Below are 17,792 nucleotides of genomic sequence, written 5' to 3' on the forward strand. Positions count from 1 at the left end.
ACTCTCTGCGGAAAGATCCGAGCGAGGCAGAGGACAGCAGACCCCCTTGAACGGCATACAGAAGTGCGTCGTGGCGGCCGCCGGTGCCGCCCTCACCTTAGGACTGACGGCCTGCGGCGGCGGCGAGGAGCGTGACCCGCACGCCGCGCTCAAGGCGGCCCGGCAGAAGACCGCGCAGCAGAACTCGTACAAGACGAAGCAACTGACCAAGGACGCCGGCGGCGAGAAGCGCGAGGAGCACGCCTTCTCGCGCGAGCCCGACCTCTCGTCGACGAAGAGCTGGGGTCCCCGGGGCAAGGCCCCGGGCCGGGGCTCCGAGGTCTCCATAGAGATGATCAGCACCGAGAAGACGCTGTTCGCCAGGGCCCCCCGGATGTCCCGTGACCGGTGGCTGCGGACCGATCGCGACGGCCCGGTTCCCGGGAAGAAGGACCCCGGTCCGCGGGAGGCCCAGGGCGAGCTGCCCGACTGGCTCGCGGCCCTCGGCGCGTCGAAGGGCGTCACCAAGGTGGGCGAGGAGACCGTCGGCGGGAAGCCCGCCACGCACTTCAAGGGCACCGTCGTCCTCGACGAACTCGACGAGTACAAGGGCGACGCGATACAGGACGACCAGCGCGAGCACTTCACGCGGCCGCGCCGGATCTCCGGGCTCCACGAGGTCGACATCGACATCTGGGTAGGCCGGGACGATCTCCCCCTCAAGGCCCGGGAGTCGGGCAAGGGTTCCAAGGGCCCGGTCGACACCACCGAGGAGTACACGGACTACGGGGTCGACCCGAAGATCCAGGTGCCCGCGGCCAAGGACACCATGAGCATCGAGGAGTACACGAGCGGGAAGTACGACGGGGAGGACGCGGGGCAGCGGCGCCCCTGAGCTGCCCGCCGGTACGGGCGGAGGCCCGGCCGCCCCGTCGTAAGGGGACGGCCGGGCCTCCGGTCGTACGGGGCGTCAGTCCGTGAGGTTCACCGCGCGCGCCGACACCGCGCCGATCTCCTCCGCGATCTCCGCGAGGACCGGGGCCGGGATCGACTCGTCGACCGTGAGGGCGACCAGGGCCTCGCCGCCCTCCGTGGCGCGGGAGACCTGCATGCCGGCGATGTTGATGCCGGCCTCGCCGAGGATGCGGCCCACCGTGCCGACGACGCCGGGGCGGTCGCCGTAGCGGAGGAAGGCCATGTGGTCGGCGAGGGCCAGGTCCACGTCGTGGTCGCCGACGGCGACGATCTTCTGGAGGTGCTTCGGGCCGGCGAGGGTGCCGGAGATGGACACCTCGTCGCCGCCGGAGAGCGTGCCGCGCACCGTGACCACATTGCGGTGCTCGGTGGACTCGGAGCTGGTGGTCAGCCGGACCTCGACGCCGCGCTCCTGGGCGAACAGCGGGGCGTTGACGTACGAGACCGTCTCGTCGACGACGTCCTCGAAGACGCCCTTCAGGGCGGAGAGTTCGAGGACCTTCACGTCGTGCTGGGTGAGCTCGCCGTAGACCTCGACGTCGAGGCGGACCGCGACCTCACCCGCGAGCGCGGTGAAGATCCGGCCGAGCTTCTCGGCCAGCGGCAGGCCCGGCTTGACGTCCTCGGCGATGACGCCGCCCTGGACGTTGACCGCGTCCGGCACCAGCTCGCCGGCGAGCGCGAGGCGCACCGACTTGGCGACGGCGATGCCCGCCTTCTCCTGGGCCTCGCCCGTCGAGGCGCCCAGGTGCGGGGTGGCCACGACGCTGTCGAACTCGAAGAGCGGGGAGTCGGTGCAGGGCTCGGAGGCGTAGACGTCCAGGCCCGCGCCGGCGACCCGGCCCTCCTTGAGGGCGGTGGCCAGCGCGGCCTCGTCCACGATCCCGCCGCGCGCGGCGTTGACGATGCGGACGCTCGGCTTGACCTTGTGCAGCGCCTCGTCACCGATGAGACCGAGGGTCTCGGGGGTCTTGGGCAGGTGCACCGTGATGAAGTCGGCGGTCTCCAGCAGCTCGTCGAGCGTGAGGAGCTTGACGCCCATCTGCGCGGCCCGCGCGGGCTGCACATAGGGGTCGTAGGCGACGATCTTCATGCCGAAGGCGGACATCCGCTGGGCGACGAGCACGCCGATGCGGCCGAGGCCGACGACGCCGAGGGTCTTCTCGGACAACTCGACGCCGGTGTACTTGGAGCGCTTCCACTCGCCGTTCTTCAGCGCGGAGTTGGCCTGCGGGATGTTGCGGGCGGTCGCGATCAGCAGGCCGCAGGCGAGCTCGGCGGCGGTGACGATGTTGGAGGTCGGGGCGTTCACGACCATCACGCCGGCCTTGGTGGCGGCGGCGACGTCCACGTTGTCGAGGCCGACGCCGGCGCGGGCGACGACCCGCAGCCGCTTCGCGGCCGCGACGGCCTCGGCGTCGATCTTGGTGGCGCTGCGGACGAGGACGGCGTCCACGTCGGCGATCGCGGGCAGCAGCGCGGCACGGTCCGCGCCGTTGCAGTGGCGGATCTCGAAGTCGGGGCCCAGGGCGTCGACGGTCGCGGGGGACAGCTCTTCCGCGATGAGTACGACGGGTTTGCGGGGCGAAGCAGTGCTCACGTGGTCCTCAGTCCTCACTAGTCCTCTGCGGACGGCCGTCCCGACGGCCGAAGGCGGTGAAGGGCAGCCGCGTGTGACGCACGACGCTGTGAGCCTGACGCGTTTGTGCTCCGCAGTGTATCGGGGGTTACGAGGCCGCCCGGTGCCGATCCGTAAACGTCACCCACGAGAGGTGGACACCATGGACAAGGGGGCGACGGGGCCCCCGGGAGGCGTGTTCGCGCACGCCCCCGGAGGCCCCGTCCGCCGCGCACCGGGCGCCGGGGCCGCGACTACTCCTTGTCGTCGACCCAGCTCATCAGCTTGCGGAGCTTCTTGCCGGTGGTCTCCAGCAGGTGGTCCTCGTCGGCCTTCTTGTACTCGTTGTACTTGGGCAGGCCGGCCTGGTACTCCTTCATCCAGTTGTTGGCGAAGGTGCCGTCCTGGATCTCGCCGAGGACCTTCTTCATCTCGGCCTTGGTCTGGTCGGTGACGATCCGCGGGCCGGTGACGTAGTCGCCCCACTCGGCGGTCTCGGAGACCGACCAGCGCATCTTCTCCAGGCCGCCCTCGTACATCAGGTCCACGATCAGCTTCAGCTCGTGGAGGCACTCGAAGTACGCGATCTCCGGCTGGTAGCCCGCCTCGACCAGGGTCTCGAAGCCGGCCTTGACGAGCGCGGAGGCGCCGCCGCAGAGCACGGCCTGCTCGCCGAACAGGTCGGTCTCGGTCTCCTCGGTGAAGGTCGTCTTGATGACGCCGGCGCGGGTGCCGCCGATGGCCTTGGCGTAGGAGAGGGCCAGCGCGAAGGCCTTGCCCGTGGCGTCCTGCTCGACGGCCGCGATGCACGGCACGCCGCGGCCCTCCTCGTACTGACGGCGGACCAGGTGGCCCGGGCCCTTGGGGGCGACCATGCAGACGTCGACGCCGGCCGGGGGCTTGATGAAGCCGAAGCGGATGTTGAAGCCGTGGCCGAAGAAGAGGGCGTCGCCGTCCTTGAGGTGGTCCTTGACGGACTCCTCGTAGACCTTGGCCTGGATCGGGTCCGGCACCAGGATCATGATGACGTCGGCCTCGGCCGCGGCCTCGGCGGGGGTGACGACGCGCAGGCCCTGCTCCTCGGCCTTCACCTTGGACTTGGAGCCCTCGTGCAGGCCCACCCGGACATCGACGCCGGAGTCGCGCAGCGACAGCGCGTGGGCGTGGCCCTGGCTGCCGTAGCCCAGAACCGCGACCTTGCGGCCCTGGATGATGGACAGGTCGGCGTCGTTGTCGTAGAACAGCTCGGCAGCCACGTGAGGTATCTCCTTGTTTCCGGGTTTCCGGTTGTACGTCCCACCGTATGACGGGTGGGCGGGGGTCGAGGCGGAAGGGGTGTACGGGCCGGGTCGCGGTGCGCCGGTCCCGTCGGGTTCCGGCCGTTCGGCTCAGGCCGAGCGGTCCAGGGCGCGCAGGCTCCGGTCCGTGATGGAACGGGCGCCACGCCCTATGGCGATGGTGCCGGACTGCACCAGCTCCTTGATGCCGAACGGCTCCAGCATCTTGAGCATCGCGCCGAGCTTGTCGCTGCCGCCGGTGGCCTCGATGGTGACGGCCTCCGGGGAGACGTCCACGGTCTTGGCGCGGAACAGCTGGACGATCTCGACGATCTGGGAGCGGGTCTCGTTGTCGGCGCGGACCTTCACCAGCACCAACTCGCGCTGGATGGCGGCGCTGTCCTCCAGCTCCACGATCTTCAGGACGTTGACGAGCTTGTTGAGCTGCTTGGTGACCTGCTCCAGCGGCAGCGACTCGACGTTGACCACGATGGTGATGCGGGAGATGTCGGGGTGCTCGGTGACGCCGACGGCGAGGGAGTCGATGTTGAAGCCGCGGCGGGAGAAGAGCGCGGCGATCCTGGCCAGGATGCCGGGGGTGTTCTCCACCAGGACGGAGAGCGTGTGCTTGGTCATCTGCTTGTTCTCTCTCTTCTCGCGGACTCTCAGTCGTCCTCGGTGTCGCCGAAGTCCGGGCGGACGCCCTGGGCCGCGAGGATCTCGTCGTTGGAGGTGCCGGCGGCGACCATCGGCCAGACCATGGCGTCCTGGTGGACGATGAAGTCCACGACGACGGGCCGGTCGTTGATGGCGTTGGCCTTCTCGATGACCGCGTCCAGGTCCTCCGGGCGCTCGCAGCGCAGACCCACGCAGCCCATGGCGTCCGCGAGCTTCACGAAGTCCGGGACCCGGGTGCCCGCGTGCGACTCGGTGCCGTCCGAGCCGGGGCCCGAGTGGAGCACGGTGTTGGAGTAACGCTCGTTGTAGAACAGGGTCTGCCACTGGCGGACCATGCCCAGCGCGCCGTTGTTGATGACCGCGACCTTGATCGGGATGTTGTTCAGCGCGCAGGTGACCAGCTCCTGATTGGTCATCTGGAAGCAGCCGTCGCCGTCGATCGCCCACACCGTGCGCTCCGGCGCGCCGGCCTTGGCGCCCATCGCCGCCGGGACCGCGTAGCCCATGGTCCCCGCGCCGCCGGAGTTCAGCCAGGTGCGCGGCTGTTCGTAGTCGATGAAGTGCGAGGCCCACATCTGGTGCTGGCCGACGCCCGCGGCGTAGATCGTGTCCTTCGGGGCGAGCTGCCCGATGCGCTGGATGACCTGCTGCGGCGAGAGGCTGCCGTCCTCCGGCAGGGTGTAGCCCAGCGGGTACGTCTCGCGCCACCGGTTCAGGTCGCTCCACCAGGCGCTGTAGTCGGCGGTGTGGCCGTCGGCGTGCTCGGCCTGGATCGCGACGATCAGGTCCGCGATGACCTCACGGGCATCCCCGACGATCGGCACGTCCGCCGCCCGGTTCTTCCCGATCTCCGCCGGGTCGATGTCCGCGTGGACGATCTTGGCGTACGGGGCGAAGGAGTCGAGCTTGCCGGTCACCCGGTCGTCGAACCGCGCGCCGAGGGCGACGATCAGGTCGGACTTCTGGAGCGCGGTCACCGCGGCGACGGAGCCGTGCATCCCCGGCATCCCCAGGTGCTGGGGGTGGCTGTCGGGGAACGAGCCGAGCGCCATCAGCGTCGTCGTGACGGGGGCGCCGGTCAGTTCGGCCAGCACCTTCAGCTCGGCCGTGGCCCGCGCCTTCATCACGCCGCCGCCCACGTACAGCACCGGGCGCCGCGCCTGCGTGATCAGCTTCGCGGCCTCGCGGATCTGCTTGGCGTGCGGCTTGGTCACCGGCCGGTACCCCGGCAGGTCCGTGTGCGGCGGCCAGCTGAAGGTGGTGCGCGCCTGGAGGGCGTCCTTGGCGATGTCGACGAGCACCGGGCCGGGCCGGCCGGTGGAGGCGACGTGGAAGGCCTCGGCGATCGTCCGCGGGATCTCCGCCGGGTCGGTGACCAGCCAGTTGTGCTTGGTGATCGGCATCGTGATGCCGCAGATGTCCGCCTCCTGGAAGGCGTCCGTACCGATCGCCTTGGACGCCACCTGGCCCGTGATCGCCACCAGCGGCACCGAGTCCATGTGTGCGTCCGCGATCGGCGTCACCAGGTTCGTCGCCCCCGGGCCCGAGGTCGCCATGCAGACGCCCACCCTGCCGGTGGCCTGCGCGTAACCGGTCGCGGCGTGCCCCGCGCCCTGCTCGTGACGGACCAGGACGTGGCGCACCTTCGACGAGTCCATCATCGGGTCGTACGCCGGAAGGATCGCCCCACCCGGGATACCGAAGACGATCTCCGCCCCTACCTCCTCCAGCGAACGGATGAGGGACTGCGCACCCGTGACGTGCTCGACGGTGGCGGGCTGCTGCTGCGCGGCGCCGCTACGGGCCCGCGGCTGCGGATGGTGGGCCCCGGTGGCCTGCTCGGTCATCGACATTCTCTTCTCGAAGGATTCGACGGATGAGTTTGGGTGGGTCTGCGTAGTTCCGCGTGGTTCCGGTGCAACAAAAAACCCCTCGTGCCATGAGGCAAGCGAGGGGAGCGCGCCGGGGTGGTCAGCAGGGCTTCTGGAAGGCCTGCTTCAGCCGACGCGCTTTCCAAGTACGAGAATTCGGGTGCGCATGTGGTTGACCCTCCACCCGGCGCATGTGAAGTGTCAAGTGGGTGGGACGGGCGTCTCATTATTTGAACGCAATGGAGCATGGGCAAGGGATCCGGCGCCGCCCGCGGCCCCCGATCGGACGGCCGACGGAAGGGCCGCGTTGACGGCGTTCAGCGGGACGTTGACCGGGGCGTTCACCGGGAGGTGGGCCGGGATGCCGATCGGGAGGTGCCCGCCGGCATGGCCCGCCGCGCCGCCGACGAGGACGTTCCCACCGTCCACGGCGGCGCCCGGTACCGGATAGGCACCGCGGTCGAGGGCGTGCCGCAGCCGGTGCTCGTCGAGCGGGCCGGCGAAGGCCGCGCCCAGACCGTGGGTGCACCCCATGACCCGGAGGGCGAGCGCCTGCTCGGGGACGTCGACGCCGTCGGCGACTGATTGCATGCCGAGGTCGGTGGCGATCCTCAGCAGCCCTGCGGTGATCTTGTGCAGCCGCGCGGACTCGACCACTCCGTCGACCAGTCCGCGATCGAGCTTGAGTGTATCGATGGGAAGCCGGCGCAGGGCGCTGATCGCGGCGTATCCGCTGCCGAAGCCGTCCAGGGCGATCCGCACGCCCAGCCGGCGCAGCGCGACGAGCCGCCGCTCCAGCTCGTCCAGGGGCACCCGGGGATCACTTCCGGACAGCTCCAGGACGAGCGCGCCGGAGGGCAGGCCGTGCCGGATCAGCAGCCCTTCGAGGTACTTGGGCGGCAGCGACTTGTCCATCAGCCGGCCGGCCGTGAGCCGGACGTACACGGGCACGGCGTGGCCCGCGCGGCAGCGCTGGGCGGCCTGCTCGACGGCCTTCTCGACCGTCCAGCGGCCCAGCTCGGCGGCGCGCGCGCCCTCGTCGCCCCGCTCGGTCTCGGCCACCCGGAGGTACTCGGCGGGGGTGAAGAGGACGCCCTGGGCGGAGCGCCAGCGGGGCTGCGCGGAGACGGCCGTGACCCGGCCCGTGCCGAGCTCCACGATCGGCTGGTGGAGCAGGGCGAACTCGCCTTCGTGCAGCGCGGTGCGCAGCCGGGTGGCGAGCTCGGCGCGGCGCACCACGTCGGCCTGCATCTGGGGGGCGTAGAGCTCGACGCGGCCCTTGCCAGCCTGCTTGGCGCGGTACATCGCGAGGTCGGCGTTGCGCATCAGCGCGCCGGGGGTGATGCCCGGCTCGGCGAAGGCGACGCCGATGCTGGCGGCGACGCGGACCTCGGTGCCTCCTTCCACGCGGTAGGGCTGGGAGAGGGTGAGCCGCAGCCGGTCGGCGATCTCGTGGATGCGGTACTCGCGGGCCTCGGGGTCGCGGGTGCCGTCGCCGATGATCAGCGCGGCGAACTCGTCGCCCCCGAAGCGGGCGGTGCTGTCGCCCGCGCGCACGGAGTCCTGGAGCCTGCGGGCCGCCTGGACCAGGAGCTCGTCGCCCGCCTGGTGGCCGACGGTGTCGTTGACCGCCTTGAAGCCGTCCAGGTCGATGAAGAGCACGGCCGTGCCGGCGTCGGTCGCTCTGCGGCCGGTGAGGGCCTGCTGGACCCGCTTGGTGAACAGGGCGCGGTTGGGCAGGTCGGTGAGCGGGTCGTGCTCGGCGGTGTGCTGGAGCTGGGCCTGGAGCCGGACGCGCTCGGTGACGTCACGGCTGTTGAAGATCAGGCCGCCGTGGTGGCGGTTGACGGTGGACTCGACGTTGAGCCAGTCGCCGCCGCCGGAGCGGAAGCGGCACTCGATGCGGGTGGTGGGCTCCTCGGCGGGTGGCGCGGCGAGGAAGCGGCGCACCTCGTGGACGACCCTGCCGAGGTCCTCCGGGTGGATCAGCGAGGCCAGCTCGGAGCCGACGAGCTCCTCGGCGTCCCGGCCGTAGACACCCGCGGCGGCGGGGCTGACGTAGCGCAGTATGCCGGTGGGCGCGGCGATCATGATGACGTCGCTGGAGCCCTGCACCAGGGAGCGGAAGTGGTTCTCCTTCTGGGCCAGTTCCTGGGTGAGGGAGATGTTGTCCAGCAGCATGATGCCCTGGCGGATGACCAGGGCGAGGACGACCGTACAGCCCGTGAAGATGACGACGCGGTCGGCGTGGTGGCCGTTGAGGAAGGTGTAGAGGATCCCCAGCGTGCAGACCGCGGCGGCCAGGTACGGGGTGAGGGCGGCGAGGGAGCCGGCGATGGGGCGGCTCGGGGTGTGCGCGGCGCGGCGCCCGGCGGCACCGGTGTCGTCGCCCTTCTCGCGGGCCACCCAGGGGGCGTACGCCATCAGCATGTAGCCCGCGAACCAGCCGGCGTCGAGGATCTGGCCGGAGCGGTAGTGCGAGCGCAGCAGGGGCGAGGTGAACAGGGCGTCGCACAGGACGGTCAGGGCGAGGGCGGCGATGGCGGTGTTGATGGCGGAGCGGTTGGCCGTGGAGCGCCGGAAGTGGAGCGCCAGGACCATGGAGACCAGGGCGATGTCGAGCAGCGGATAGGCCAGCGAGAGGGCGGCGTGGGCGACGTTCTCACCCTGGAACTGGGCGGTGTGCGCGAGGGCCAGGCTCCAGGAGAGGGTCAGCAGCGAGCCGCCCGTCAGCCAGGCGTCGAGGGCCAGGCAGACCCAGCCGGCGCGGGTGACGGGGCGGCGGGCGAGGACCAGGAGGCCGATGATCGCGGGCGGCGCGAAGAGCAGGAAGCAGAAGTCGGCCGGGGACGGCGCGGGCACGTCCTGGTCGAGGACGACCTCGTACCAGCCCCAGATGAGGTTGCCGAGGCCGGCCATGGCGGAGGAGGCCGCGAAGAGGAGCCAGGCGAGGCGGAACCGGGTCTTGTGCGTCCGGCCGTACCAGAAGCAGGAGACGGCGGCGAGCGCCGCCGCGCCGCCCAGGCCGAAGTCGCCCATGGCCGAGGCGAGCTCCTCGGACCCCCAGCCGAAGAGGGCGCCCGTGGCGTAGCCGCCGCAGACGAGGGCGAGGAGCAGCGGCGAGGCCGGCCCGGAGCCGCCGCCGGTGCGGCGGGGCAGCGCCGCTCCGGAGGCGCTCACCGCGCCGCCGTCCCGCGCGAGGGCCCGCACCGGGGGCGGGGACGAGGGCCTGTCCGAGGGCCGGGCGGTGGCGCCGCGCAGCGGTGCCGTGGTCGGTACGTGAGCCGCGTCGGGTTGATCGTCCATTGGCCGTGCATCGCCCGTCGCCCCCCTCGAGTTCCGGTACTTCGCTGCGGCCGTACGGTGCCCGGCGCAGCCCCCGGTCGGGACGATACACCAGACTCGTCACTCAGGGACATAGCTCATATACATAGCGTAATCGGCAGCGGCGTTATGGACACTCAGTGCAGTCGAACGGTACCTCTACGTGGTATCTAGGGTGCGGTGACTACGACATTTTGCAGTGGCGCGTCCAGGGCGAATCTGGCCAGCTGATCACGCAGCATCCTCTTGGCGCGCGGCAGAAAGGCCGAAGAAGGTCCACCCACATGGGGGGTGATGAGCACGCCGGGGGCGCTCCACAGCGGATGGCCGGAAGGCAGCGGTTCGGGGTCGGTGACGTCCAGGGCCGCGCGCAGCCTGCCGCTCTCCACCTCGGTGAGCAGGGCCTTGGTGTCGACGACGGGCCCCCGCGCGATGTTCACCAGCAGGGCGCCGTCCTTCATCAGCGCGAGGAAGTCCGCGTCCACCAGGCCGCGGGTCTCCTCGGTGAGCGGGGTCGCGAGGATGACGACGTCGGCGTCGGGGAGCAGGCCGGGCAGCTCGGTGATCGCGTGTACGTGCCCGAGCTCGGACTCGCGCGGGGAGCGCGCGACGCGCACGACCCGCGCGCACTCGAAGGGCAGGAGCCGGTCCTCGATGGCGCGGCCGATCGAGCCGTAGCCGACGATGAGCACGGACCGGTCCGCGAGCGCGGGCCGGAAGCCCTGCCGCCACTCCCCCGCGTCCTGCGCCCGGACGAAGCCCGGGATGTCCCGGAGGGAGGCGAGGGTGAGGGTGAGCGCCAGCTCGGCGGTGCTGGTGTCGTGCAGGCCACGGGCGTTGCACAGCAGGGCGCCCGACGGCAGCAGGTGCGCGGACGGCAGGATGTGGTCGAGGCCCGCGGTCAGCGTCTGCACGACGCGCAGGCCGGTCATCGCGGGCAGGGGGCGGACGCAGACGTCACCGCTCGTCACGTACGGCGGGACGTAGAAGGCGCACCGGGCGGGATCGGTGGGGTAGTCGGGCTCGCCGTTCCAGTGGGCGTACTCCAGGCCCGCCGGGAGCCCCTCGATCTCCTCGGGCGGGATGGGCAGCCAGGCGAGGGGGCGGGCGGAACCGCTGTCATCTGCACTCATGCCTGGAGGCTATGCGAAGAGTCACCGCCCGCAGAGGTTAGTTTTGAGGGCGAGGAACGGGAGGGGAACGGCCGGTGGAGCGCAGGACAATCGGCGCGTCGGCGCTCGAGGTGGGGGCGATCGGCCTGGGCTGCATGCCCATGCACTGGGCGTACACGGCCTCCCAGCGGAGCGGCGAGGGCGCGCTGCGCGCGGTGCACGCGGCGCTCGACGCCGGCACGACGCTGCTGGACACCGCCGACATGTACGGGCCGTTCACCAATGAGCTCCTGGTGGGGCGGGCGTTGCGGGAGCGGCGCTCGGAGGCGTTCATATCGACCAAGTGCGGCCTGCTGGTGGGTGAGCAGCACGTGGTCGCCAACGGCCGGCCGGGCTATGTGAAGCGGGCCTGCGACGCGTCGCTGCGCCGGCTCCAGACCGATGTCATCGACGTCTACCAGCTGCACCGGCCCGACCCCGAGGTGCCGGTCGAGGAGACCTGGGGCGCGATGGCGGAGCTGGTCTCCGCGGGGAAGGTGCGCGCCCTGGGCTGGTGCGCGATCGGCGCCCGGACGCACCGCAGGTCGCGGGCCGGGCTGTACGACGCCACGATCCGGCAGCTGGAACGGGTGCAGCAGGTCTTCCCGGTGAGCTGTGTGCAGGCGGAGCTGTCCGTGTGGTCGCGCGAGGCGCTCGACGCCCTGATCCCGTGGTGCGCCTCGCGGGGCGTCGGCGTGCTCGCGGCGATGCCCCTGGGGAATGGTTTCCTCAGCGGCACGCTCACCCCGGGCCAGGGCTTCGAACCGGAGGACGTCCGGGCCCGCCACCCGCGCTTCACGGCCGAGATGATGGCCTCCAACCAGCCGGTGGTGGCCGGTCTGCGGCGGGTCGCGCGCCGGCACGGCGCGACGGCGGCGCAGGTCGCGCTGGCGTGGGTGCTGGCGCAGGGGCGGCACGTGGTGCCGGTGCCGGGGACGAAGAAGGAACGCTGGGCGGTGGAGAACGCGGGGGCCGCCGGGGTGCGGCTGGGGCCGGAGGACCTGGCGGAGATAGGGGCGTTGCCGCGGGCGATGGGGTCGTGGGACTGAAGGACCCGGTCTGCCCGGCTCCCCGGGGTATCCAGCCCGTCCGGGGGCACCTCCCAGCGGTAGCCGGGGGAGTTCGAGGACCGGGGTCCGGGGCGGAGCCCCACCCGCGGCGGAGCCGCGCATAGGAGGCGGCGGGAAGGGGCGGGGCCGGGGAAAGCCCGCGCGGCGACGGCACGTTCGTACACGCGGCCGACCGTGTATAAGGAACAGCAGTCGCACCCGCCACGGCGAGAGGACCACCCCATGCGCCGCGCCACCCGCCCCCTGCTGGCCCTCGCCGCCCTCCTGACGCTCGCCGGCTGCTCCGACGACGGCGCCGGCCTCCCCGGCCGCGACCTCCCCGGCACACCCTCCGGCGCCAAGTCGCCGGGACCGGGCGGCCCTTCGGGTTCCGCGGCCACCGAGCCGCCGGCCGCCCCCGCCAAGGGCTCCGTGAAGGTCGTCCGTACGCTCACCGCCAAGCTGGGGTCGCCCTGGGGGCTGGCCGCGCTGCCCGGCGGGGACCTGCTGGTGGGATCCCGCGACACGGGGAAGATCGTCCGGGTCTCGGCGAAGGACGGCGCGCAGAGCGAGCTCGGCACGGTGCCGGGGGTGGCCGCGGGCGGCGAGGGCGGGCTGCTGGGCCTGGCCGTCTCCCCCGACTACGCCACCGACCACCTGGTGTACGCGTACTTCACCACCGAGTCGGACAACCGGATCGCCCGGATGCGCTACGACGACGCGAAGCCCGCGGCGCGGCGGCTGGGGGCACCGGACACGGTCTTCCGGGGCATTCCCAAGGGGACGGTCCACAACGGCGGGCGGATCGCGTTCGGCCCCGACCGGATGCTCTACGCGGGCACCGGTGAGAGCGGCGAGAGGGGCCTCGCCCAGGACCCGGAGTCCTTCGGCGGGAAGATCCTGCGGATGACGCCCGACGGCCGGCCCGCGCCCCGCAACCCGCGGGTGGACTCGGTGGTCTACTCCTCGGGCCACCGCAATGTGCAGGGCCTGGCCTGGGACGCGGACAAGCGGCTGTGGGCCTCGGAGTTCGGCCAGAACACCTGGGACGAGCTCAATCTCGTCGAACCGGGCGGGAACTACGGCTGGCCGGCGGTGGAGGGCAAGGCCGGGAAGGCGGGGTTCAAGGACCCCGTGGCGCAGTGGGGCACGGCCGACGCGTCGCCCAGCGGCCTCGCCTACGCCAAGGGCTCCCTGTGGACGGCGGGCCTGCGGGGCGAGCGGCTGTGGCGGATCCCGCTGCGCGGCGCGAAGCCGGTGGCGGAGCCGCAGGCGTTCCTCAAGGGCGAGTACGGCCGGCTCCGCACGGTGGTCGCCACGGACGACGGCGGGCTGTGGCTGACGACGAGCAACACGGACGGCCGGGGCCGGCCTGGCGACGAGGACGACCGCGTCCTGCGGCTGGAAGTGAGCTGACGGCTTCCGCGCCCGATTCCCATGGCCCGTACAACCGTCTGCGTACACTGGAGTGACGGTGCCGCGACGGGAGTTGACATGTTCAACCTGATGGAAGAGCTCTTCGTACCGGGTCGCAAGCACACCGAGGAGGAGCGCAACCGCCTTGAGCTGGTACGGGAGGACGCGGGGGACGCGGATCCGGGGAAGGGCCCGGTGGACCTCGACTCGGGCCATGTGGTCATACGGCCCCGGCGAGGCTGACCAGCCGCAGCCGGTGGGCCGTGGCGGCGGCCTCGCCACGGCTGGAGACCCCCAGTTTCGCGATGATGCGGGAGACGTGGACGCTCGCCGTCTTCGGTGAGATGAAGAGCTCCTCGGCTATCTGCCGGTTGCCGCGGCCCGCGGCGACCAGCCGCAGGACGTCGCGCTCGCGCGGGGTCAGGCCGAGCGCCTCGGCCGGGTCGGGCTCCGGTGCCGCCGCGCGGGCCGGCGCGGCGTCCCCGCCCAGCGGCAGGCGGGCGCGCCGGGCCAGCAGCGCGACGGCGTCCCGCAGCGGTACGGCACCGAGCCGGCCGGCCTCCTCGTGGGCCCGCGCCAGCGGTCCGGCGGCGCTCCGGGCGTCACCGGCGGCGAGCAGCGCGTCGGCCCACCGGTACCGCGCCCTGGCCAGCTCGTAAGGGCGGTCGAGCGGCTCGAAGGCGGCGACGGCCGCGGCCCACCGGCCGGCGTCGTCCCGTCCCTCCGCGCGTGGCAGTTCGGCCTCCAGGAACAGCCCGTACGCCTCCCAGACGGGGGCGTGGCGGGCCAGTCCTCCGGCCGCGGCGCGGATGCCGTCGAGCACGGCGGCGCGGCCGGGCTCGGCCGCCGGAAGGCCGCGGGCGTCGGCCTCGGCGGTGGCGGCGGCCACGAGGAGCGGCCATCCGTAACGCTGCACGGCGGAGGTCAGGCCCCTGGCGAGCGGGCCCGCGAGCGCCTCCCGCGCCTCCAGGATCCGGCCGCGCGCGGCGGCCAGCTCCAGGGTGAGCCGGGCGAGCGGGACGGTGTACTGCGGCTGCTCGTCGTGGGTGCCGTAGTACTCCCGGGCGGCGGCGAGCTCGCGCTCGGCGGCGTCGTGGTCGCCGCGCGCGAGGGCGAGCTCGGCGAGGCGCAGGGAGGCGGTGCCGCGCGGCTTGCGGCCCTGGGCGAGGCGCAGGGAGTCGCACGCGGCCCGGTCCGCCTCCTCCCAGCGGCCGAGGGAGAACAGCGACTCGGCCAGGTTCCCGTACACCCAGCCGCGGGCGTCCCGCAGGCCGAAGCGGTCGAGGGTGCCGGCGCCGGCGGCGGCGACCTCGGCGGCCTCCGCCGAGCGGCCCACGCCCTCCAGGGCGGACGCGAGGTTCACATGGCTGCGGGTCAGCACCAGGAGGTGGCCCTCCTCGGCCACGCGCGCGCAGACGGCGCGCATCTCGGCGAGGCCCGCCTCCACCTCACCCGAGTCGATCATGAGGCCGCCCCGGGTGAGCCGGGCGCTGAGCTCGGTGCCCTCGGCACCGACCAGCCGGGCCAGCCCGACCGCCCGCTCGGCCGTCTCGAAGGCCCCGGCCCCCGGGGCGTGGGTCGCCTGCCAGCCCGCGGCGTGCGTCACCACCTCGGCGTGCACGGGGGACGCCGGCAGCCCGCTCACCAGCCGCTGCGCGCGCTCGATCTCGGCCCAGCCGTCACCGCGCGCCAGGCCGACCATCAGCTTGCCGCGCTGGGTCCAGAACCAGGCGGACCGCAGCGGGTCCTCGGTCTCGTCGAGCAGCCGCAGGCCGCGCTTGGTGAGGGCGAGCGCCCGCTCCCGGTCGCCCGCCATCTGGGCGGCGACGGCGGTCTCGGCCAGCAGGTCGACCTCGCTGAGGGCGCCCCCGGCGCCGCACGACGGATAGACCTCGGGGTGGTCGGCCGGGCGCTGGCGGGGGTGGAGGCCTTGGGCGGGGGCGGGTGCGGGGTGGGTGGGGCCTTAGCCGTGCCGGCGGCTTTTTCCCCGGCCTCGCCCCTTCCCGCTGCATCCGATGTGCGGCTCCGCCGCGTGCGGGGCTCCGCCCCGGACCCCGGTCCTCAAGCGCCGGACGGGCTGAAAATCAGCCCGTCCGGCGCTTGAGGACACCGCGCGGAGTGCGGAAAGGGGGCCTGGGGGGCGGAGCCCCCAGTTCCGGGAAGGGGCGGGGTGGGGAAGAGGCCCCGCGCAGCGGCAACCGCACCCACCCCGCCACCTACACCGGCACCCGCTCCCGAGCCCCCTCCTCCGTCACCACCCGCGCCGGCACCACAGCCACCACCGGCACCTTCTCCCGCTCCGGCGGCTCGATGCTGATGCGGGGCAGCCGGCGGTCCAGCCACCCCGGCAGCCACCAGTTCGCGCCGCCCAGCATGTGCATCAGGGCCGGCACCAGCAGCGTCCGGAGGACGAAGGCGTCCAGGGCCACCGCCGCGGCGAGGCCGATGCCGAACATCGCGATGACGCGGTCACCGCTCAGGACGAACGCGAGGAAGACCGAGATCATGATGACCGCCGCGGAGTTGATCACGCGGCTGGTCTCCGCGAGGCCGACCCGGACCGCGCGGCGGTTGTCCCGGGTGGCCAGCCACTCCTCGTACATCCGGCTGACCAGGAAGACCTGGTAGTCCATGGAGAGCCCGAAGAGCACCGAGACCATGACGACCGGCAGGAACGGCTCGATCGGGCCCGCCCCGCCGAGGCCGAGCAGCTCGCTGCCCCAGCCCCACTGGAAGATCGCGACGATCAGGCCGAAGGAGGAGGCGACGGCGGCGATGTTCATCACCGCGGCCTTCAGGGGGATGCCGATGCTGCGGAAGGCCAGCAGCAGGAGCAGGCAGCCCAGGCCCACGACCGTGCCGACGAAGAGCGGCAGCTTGCCGAGGATGACGCCGGCGAAGTCGTCGTAGCTCGCGGTGAGGCCGCCGACGTGGACGTCGACGCCGGTGTGGTCCATGGCCTTGGGCAGGACCGTGCCGCGCAGCCGCTCGACGAGGTCGCTGGTGTCGCGGGACTGGGGCGAGGTGGTGGGGACGACGGTGATGACGCCGGTGTCGCCGCTGCTGCTCAGGACCGACGGGCTCGCGGACGCGACGCCCTCGGTGTGGCGCAGGGTGTCGGGCAGGCGGTTGAAGGCGAGCCGGTCGGCGGCGCCGTCGAGGTCGGCGACCAGGGTGAGCGGGCCGTTGACGCCGGGGCCGAAGCCGTCGCCGAGCATGTCGTAGGCCTGGCGGGTGGTGCTGGTGGCCGGGTTGTTGCCCTGGTCGGAGGTGCCGAGGTGGAGGGAGAGCGTCGGCAGGGCGATGACGAGCATGACGGCCGCCGCCAGCGTGCCCAGCAGCTTGGGGTGGCGCTCGACGAAGGCGGACCAGCGGGCGGCGAGCCCGGTGAGCGCCTCGGTGCGCGGGCCGCGCTCGGCGAGGTGGCGGCGCTCGCGGCGGCTGAGGGCCCGGTGGCCGATCAGGCCGAGCAGCGCGGGCAGCAGGGTGACGGAGGCGGCGACGGTGAGGACGACCGTGAGCGAGGCGGCTATCGCGACGCCGTTGAGGAAGCTGAGCCGCAGGATGAGCATGCCGAGCAGCGCCACGCAGACGGTGCCGCCGGCGAAGACGACGGCCCGCCCGGTGGTGGCGACGGCCCGCTCGGCCGCCTCGGCCACGGACAGACCGGCCCGCAGGCCCTTGCGGTGCCGGGTGACGATGAACAGGGCGTAGTCGATGCCGACGCCGAGCCCGATGAGCGTGCCGAGCATCGGCGCGAAGTCGGCGACCTTCATCAGGTGGCCGAGCAGGACGGTGCCCATGGCGGCCGTGCCGACGCCGACCAGCGCCGTGGCGATGGGCAGCAGGCTGGCGGCGAGGGAGCCGAAGACGACGAACAGCACGACCGCCGCCACCAGCACGCCGATGATCTCGCTGAGGTGGCCGCTCTTGGCTTCGGTCGTCGCGATCGAGCTGCCGCCCAGCGCGACCTGGAGATCGTCCGTGGCCGCGCCGCGGGCGGTGTCGACGACCTTCTGGACCAGCTTCTTGTCCGGCCCCCCGGCGTCGGCGGTGAAGGTCAGGGAGGCGTAGGCGGTGTGCCCGTCGGGGCTGACGCGGGCGGCGCCGTCGGCGCCGTACGGGCCGCTGACGTCGGTGACCCCCGGGAGCTCCGCGATCTCGCGCAGCGCGGTGGCCATGCGCTGCTCGACGCCGGCGGCGCGCACGGTGCCCGTGTCGGTGTGCCAGACGACGGTGTCGTCGCCGGTGCCGTCGGGGAACGCCTTCTGGAGCAGCGCGGTGGCCTGAGCGGACTCGGTGCCGGGCACGCCGTAGTCGTTGGAGTAGCTGGAGCCGGCGAACGTCGCCGCGGCGCCGGTGCCCAGCAGGGCGACGAGCCAGAGGACGATGACGGCGAAGCGGCGGCGCAGGCACCACCGGGCAAGTGAGGTCATTCCCTGCTCTTCCCGGGT

Annotated in this window: 12 protein-coding genes; 4 read left to right on the forward strand and 8 right to left on the reverse strand. The window is 72.7% G+C overall.

The annotated features are described in order from the left end of the window. The first annotated feature begins 46 nt into the window (after window positions 1–46). Complete coding sequence (locus SMD11_RS10050; protein WP_087926124.1) at window positions 47–874, forward strand: hypothetical protein; 828 nt, start codon at window positions 47–49, stop codon at window positions 872–874. Between the two features lie 75 nt (window positions 875–949). Here the strand turns inward: SMD11_RS10050 and serA are convergent, their stop codons facing one another. The 6 genes from serA to SMD11_RS10080 all read right to left on the reverse strand — a co-directional run bounded on the left by serA (window position 950) and on the right by SMD11_RS10080 (window position 10,855). Further along, window positions 950–2,554, reverse strand: a complete 1,605-nt coding sequence (gene serA, locus SMD11_RS10055; RefSeq protein WP_087926125.1) for a phosphoglycerate dehydrogenase — start codon at window positions 2,552–2,554, stop codon at window positions 950–952. 272 nt (window positions 2,555–2,826) lie between these two features. Then, on the reverse strand, window positions 2,827–3,828 hold the full coding sequence (ilvC, locus tag SMD11_RS10060) for a ketol-acid reductoisomerase (RefSeq protein ID WP_087926126.1): 1,002 nt from the start codon (window positions 3,826–3,828) through the stop codon (window positions 2,827–2,829). Window positions 3,829–3,960: 132 nt separating this feature from the next. Continuing rightward, window positions 3,961–4,485, reverse strand: a complete 525-nt coding sequence (gene ilvN, locus SMD11_RS10065) for an acetolactate synthase small subunit (RefSeq protein ID WP_087926127.1) — start codon at window positions 4,483–4,485, stop codon at window positions 3,961–3,963. Window positions 4,486–4,514: 29 nt separating this feature from the next. Beyond that, window positions 4,515–6,374: an acetolactate synthase large subunit gene (locus SMD11_RS10070; RefSeq protein WP_199843838.1), complete on the reverse strand. Its 1,860-nt coding sequence runs from the start codon at window positions 6,372–6,374 to the stop codon at window positions 4,515–4,517. Between the two features lie 225 nt (window positions 6,375–6,599). Continuing rightward, window positions 6,600–9,578, reverse strand: a complete 2,979-nt coding sequence (locus tag SMD11_RS10075; protein WP_087930394.1) for a putative bifunctional diguanylate cyclase/phosphodiesterase — start codon at window positions 9,576–9,578, stop codon at window positions 6,600–6,602. A 314-nt stretch (window positions 9,579–9,892) separates the two neighbouring features. Then, a complete protein-coding gene (locus SMD11_RS10080; RefSeq protein ID WP_087926129.1) occupies window positions 9,893–10,855 on the reverse strand; it encodes a 2-hydroxyacid dehydrogenase in 963 nt (320 codons plus the stop codon). A 74-nt stretch (window positions 10,856–10,929) separates the two neighbouring features. On the opposite strand from SMD11_RS10080, the gene SMD11_RS10085 reads away from it, so the two are divergent. From SMD11_RS10085 to SMD11_RS35855, 3 genes are all read left to right on the forward strand, one after another. Beyond that, window positions 10,930–11,922, forward strand: a complete 993-nt coding sequence (locus SMD11_RS10085; protein ID WP_087926130.1) for an aldo/keto reductase — start codon at window positions 10,930–10,932, stop codon at window positions 11,920–11,922. Window positions 11,923–12,165: 243 nt separating this feature from the next. Beyond that, on the forward strand, window positions 12,166–13,338 hold the full coding sequence (locus SMD11_RS10090) for a PQQ-dependent sugar dehydrogenase (protein ID WP_087926131.1): 1,173 nt from the start codon (window positions 12,166–12,168) through the stop codon (window positions 13,336–13,338). 78 nt (window positions 13,339–13,416) lie between these two features. Further along, on the forward strand, window positions 13,417–13,581 hold the full coding sequence (locus SMD11_RS35855) for a DUF6191 domain-containing protein (RefSeq protein WP_170116627.1): 165 nt from the start codon (window positions 13,417–13,419) through the stop codon (window positions 13,579–13,581). Here SMD11_RS35855 and SMD11_RS37035 read toward each other — a convergent pair. Both SMD11_RS37035 and SMD11_RS10100 read right to left on the reverse strand, forming a co-directional pair. Continuing rightward, window positions 13,559–15,154 (reverse strand): response regulator transcription factor, encoded by a 1,596-nt coding sequence (locus SMD11_RS37035; RefSeq protein ID WP_199843839.1) that lies wholly within the window; start codon window positions 15,152–15,154, stop codon window positions 13,559–13,561. The two genes, SMD11_RS35855 and SMD11_RS37035, sit on opposite strands and share 23 nt — an antisense overlap. A gap of 400 nt (window positions 15,155–15,554) precedes the next feature. Further along, entirely contained in the window at window positions 15,555–17,774 is a 2,220-nt protein-coding gene (locus SMD11_RS10100) for an MMPL family transporter (RefSeq protein WP_087926133.1), read from the reverse strand. Window positions 17,775–17,792: the final 18 nt, after the last annotated feature.

The sequence above is a fragment of the Streptomyces albireticuli genome (assembly GCF_002192455.1).
In the GTDB taxonomy this organism is placed as follows: Bacteria; Actinomycetota; Actinomycetes; order Streptomycetales; family Streptomycetaceae; genus Streptomyces; species Streptomyces albireticuli_B.

Excerpts from the sequence above, each read along its gene's own strand:
- ilvN (WP_087926127.1), bottom strand. The coding sequence starts at position 4,485 with ATGACCAAGCACACGCTCTCCGTCCTGGTGGAGAACACCCCCGGCATC.
- SMD11_RS10070 (WP_199843838.1), bottom strand. The coding sequence starts at position 6,374 with ATGACCGAGCAGGCCACCGGGGCCCACCATCCGCAGCCGCGGGCCCGT.
- SMD11_RS10080 (WP_087926129.1), bottom strand. The coding sequence starts at position 10,855 with ATGAGTGCAGATGACAGCGGTTCCGCCCGCCCCCTCGCCTGGCTGCCC.
- SMD11_RS10090 (WP_087926131.1), top strand. The coding sequence starts at position 12,166 with ATGCGCCGCGCCACCCGCCCCCTGCTGGCCCTCGCCGCCCTCCTGACG.
- SMD11_RS35855 (WP_170116627.1), top strand. The coding sequence starts at position 13,417 with ATGTTCAACCTGATGGAAGAGCTCTTCGTACCGGGTCGCAAGCACACC.
- SMD11_RS37035 (WP_199843839.1), bottom strand. The coding sequence starts at position 15,154 with ATGGCGGGCGACCGGGAGCGGGCGCTCGCCCTCACCAAGCGCGGCCTG.
- SMD11_RS10100 (WP_087926133.1), bottom strand. The coding sequence starts at position 17,774 with ATGACCTCACTTGCCCGGTGGTGCCTGCGCCGCCGCTTCGCCGTCATC.